This window comes from Bacillus hominis (assembly GCF_018332515.1).
Taxonomy (GTDB): Bacteria; Bacillota; Bacilli; order Bacillales; family Bacillaceae_G; genus Bacillus_A; species Bacillus_A hominis.
The window spans coordinates 1-3,619 of record NZ_BOQD01000352.1; the positions used below are offsets into that span (position 1 = coordinate 1).

Here is a 3,619-nt window from a genome sequence, read left to right on the forward strand (position 1 = left end):
CCCCACAAAAGTAATATATGTAAAATATATTGGCTAGTCAATTCTAACAAAAAACTGTCGTTTTTTAAAACATTTTATCGAAAAATTTACAAAAACTTAACATAACTCACGTTGTTGTATTAATAATATTAATACTGAATAGTGAATATCTTACTTGTAGAATGTCCTTTTCATGTGAAAAGTATGAATGTGAAAGAAAAGCTTTACACTATAGGAACGACTACGTTATTATAATAAATTTAAAAGGAGGTATATTCTTCCTTTTAAAAAGAAGAGTGTAAACAAATGAAGGAAGTGAACAAATGAAATTGAAGAACACTCACTTTAAAAAAACGCTTGAGTGGTTCAATAAGAGGAAGAAACTACGCAATTCATTAATTGTATTGGGAAGTTTACTTGCTACTCTATTTATTGTTGTAAATATAATAATTTCCATTCAAGATATATCTGAATTAAAACAAGCTGTTCCACAACCGACTTTAATTTATGATGCAAATAATGAAGTTGCGACTAAATTAGCTTCTTCTAAAACAGAAGGGGTTAAAAGAAAAGATATTCCTGATATTATGGTTCAAGCAATTGTTGCAGTAGAAGATAAGGAATTTTTTAGTCATCATGGTATTTACTATAGTGGAATCATAAGTGCTGTATTTAAGAACATTACAGCTGGTGAAGTTGTGGCAGGTGGTAGTACAATTACACAACAACTTGCAAAAAATGTATTTTTGACACAAGATCGCACATACTCACGTAAAATAAAGGAATATTTTTTAACAAAAAAAATAGAGCGTACTTATTCAAAAGATGAAATTATAGAAATGTATATGAATCAAATTTATTTTGGTGAAGGTGCTTGGGGGATAAAAAGAGCAGCTAAATCGTATTTTGATAAAGAGGTAAAAGATTTAACAATTTCAGAAGCTGCAACGATTGCAGGATTAATTAAAGCGCCATCTGCGTATTCGCCGTATAAAAACTTTAATAAATCAATTGAAAGACGTAATGTCGTATTAGGTTTAATGAAGGAGCAAGGATATATTTCTGAAGAACAATATAATCATGAGAAAGAATCAGGTCTTGTATTACGACGTGGTGTTGACGATAAATATAAGGGGAAATATTCTCAATACGTAGATTATATTGTTAGAGAAGCGATGGACAAGTATGAATTAACACAAAATGAAATTTTAGCAGGTGGTTATCGTATTTATACGGAACTTGACCCGAAAAAACAACAAGCGGTTGAAGATGTTGTGAATAATGATAGTTATTTTAAAGATAGTGGTTCAGATCAGCTTATGCAAACTGGAGTGGTCCTTATGAATCCAAAAACTGGCGGTGTTCCGGCTTTAGTTGGAGGTAGAGGTCCTTATCAATTTTTACAGTTTAATCATGCAACACAATTAAAAAGGCAACCAGGTTCAACGTTAAAGCCTCTTGCAGTGTATGTGCCAGCGTTAGAGCAAGGATATGAAGTATATGATGTCTTAAAAGATGAACCGTTTAATATTAAAGAATATGCACCACAAAATAGTGATCATACGTTCCATGGTAATGTGACGATGTATGAAGCAGTGGCAAAGTCATATAATGTTTCAGCAGTTTGGCTATTAGAGCAAATTGGATTAGATAAAGGATTGAAATCTTTAGAGCGGTTTGGTATTCCATTAGAGCCCGAAGACCGTACGTATCCGATTGCTTTAGGAGGTATGCATGTAGGGACTTCTCCATTTGTAATGGCTCAAGCGTATAGCGCACTTGCAAATGATGGTGTCCAAGTAGAAGCTCATGCCATTAGAGAAATCCAAAATGCTGAAGGGGAAACAATTGGAAAATGGTATAAGAAAGAAACTCGTGTGACGAACGAGAAAGTTGCCCAAAAGATGACATACTTATTAAAAGGTGTTATTGAAAGGGGAACAGGTGAAAAAGCGAAAGTTAATAATATCGATACCGCAGGCAAGACAGGGACTACCCAGCTTGTAAATGGACCAAGCACTGGTGCGAAGGATTCGTGGTTTGTTGGTTACACACCGGATTTAGTAGGTGCGATTTGGGTAGGGTATGATAAAACGGATAGTGAGCATTATGTGCCAGGGGGCAGCCAAATTACAACGACAATGTTCCGGGACATTATGAAGAAAGCGGATGGAAATCCAACTCAAAAGGCATTTCAGTTATCACTAATACCTGAGGCGGATTATACAAAACAATTAAAAACGATTGAGGAAGAAAAACGAAGGAAAGAAGAAGAGAAAAAACGAAAAGAAGAGGAACAACAAAGAAAAGAACAGCAAAATGAATGGATAGATAAAGTAAAAGAGTGGATTCCATTTTGGTAAAAAAAGAGGCGAATAACGAGTTCGCCTCTTTTTTATGAGAAATGAGTAATTTTATTTCGATTCAAAATGTGGCAACAGAAAAGAAGTTAGGTGAGAATCGAGCTGCCTATAAAAATTTGATTGGTTTAGCTTAATAATCAGTGGGGGATGGGAAAAGCTCCACTGATTAAAGCTTCAGTTTATTTATTTAGCGTAACATTGGTCCTGCCGAAGGATTGAGAATCATACGTGACGGTTATTATTCCTTTACTAATAGGTTCATATGGTAATTCCTCTTCATAAATTCCGGCATTTTCATTATGGATAGAGAGTGTTATTTCATCAACGTCTTTCGTTTTATATTGATCTTTAATCGTTTCAGCGATTTGAAGTAGGTTTTCATAACTAGAAGCTTCTGTAATAAGCATTCCTTTTATAACTTTTTTTTCATTTTGTGTGGAAGAGGAATACGGGATGTTGTTTTGTTTTGTATACAGAAGTTCGTATGGAACTGTTTTTCTTTCTGCTTTTGAAATGTTTGAATATTTTAGGGTTAAAAGAAATCCTATACATAAAATTATGCATACCGTAAGAACAAACCAAAAACGTGTCAGTGATATAATTCTCATTATCATCCCTCTTTCATGTCTTTGTCTTCACTATTCATCATACAAAAAGAGGATTAAGCTAGAGTAAATTTGAAGTAAAGAAACGTAAAGAAGGAGCACTTATCCTCCAAAATAAGTGCTCCTTTTTATTAAAAGAGAGATTTAACATACAATTAAAATAATACAAATTACTATAAATTAAATATTCTTGGTCGTTCAAAAATAAGATGAAAACTAAAAGTTAGTAAATTCGGAAGACTGATAGTGTAGCTGTTGTGTCACCAGTGTTAGGAATAGAAATAGTATTTACTGTAGGTTGTACAGAGAGTGTTGTACCAGCTGTTAAAGTAACAATTGTGGAGAAAGAAACCGCACTACCGATAACGTTAGTTGAAAAATTACGAGTAGGTGGTTGACCGTTGAATGAAATACCGAATCCAAACGGTGAAGAACCCGGGAAGGTTGTAGATGCTGAGAAACTAATATCGTATACTCCTGTTTCTAAAATAGTTAAAGTATCTGAAGTGTCATTAAAATTGATGTTATTTAATTCGAAAATTTGATTGAATTGGATGTTTGTTCCAGGAGATATAGTTTGTCGATTAGAATTTCCTATTGCTGCTATAGTTACAGGGAGTGGTGTGCCCGCCGGTCCAGTAGCGCCGGTAGCGCCAGTAACGCCACGAAGTC

3 protein-coding genes are annotated in these 3,619 nt (G+C 34.2%); 1 reads left to right on the forward strand and 2 read right to left on the reverse strand.

Features of this window, described 5'->3' with window-relative positions:
- Positions 1–302 precede the first annotated feature (302 nt).
- The gene (locus KI356_RS24490; RefSeq protein ID WP_212936725.1) at positions 303–2,342 is read left to right on the forward strand and encodes a transglycosylase domain-containing protein; all 2,040 of its coding nucleotides are present in this window, start codon (positions 303–305) and stop codon (positions 2,340–2,342) included.
- Positions 2,343–2,521: 179 nt separating this feature from the next.
- Here the strand turns inward: KI356_RS24490 and KI356_RS24495 are convergent, their stop codons facing one another.
- Together KI356_RS24495 and KI356_RS24500 are read right to left on the reverse strand one after the other, a co-directional pair.
- On the reverse strand, positions 2,522–2,950 hold the full coding sequence (locus KI356_RS24495) for a hypothetical protein (RefSeq protein ID WP_128281663.1): 429 nt from the start codon (positions 2,948–2,950) through the stop codon (positions 2,522–2,524).
- A 220-nt stretch (positions 2,951–3,170) separates the two neighbouring features.
- Positions 3,171–3,619, reverse strand: a 449-nt coding sequence (locus KI356_RS24500; protein ID WP_212936726.1) for a Gly-Xaa-Xaa repeat protein, incomplete at its 5' end; no start/stop codon positions are given.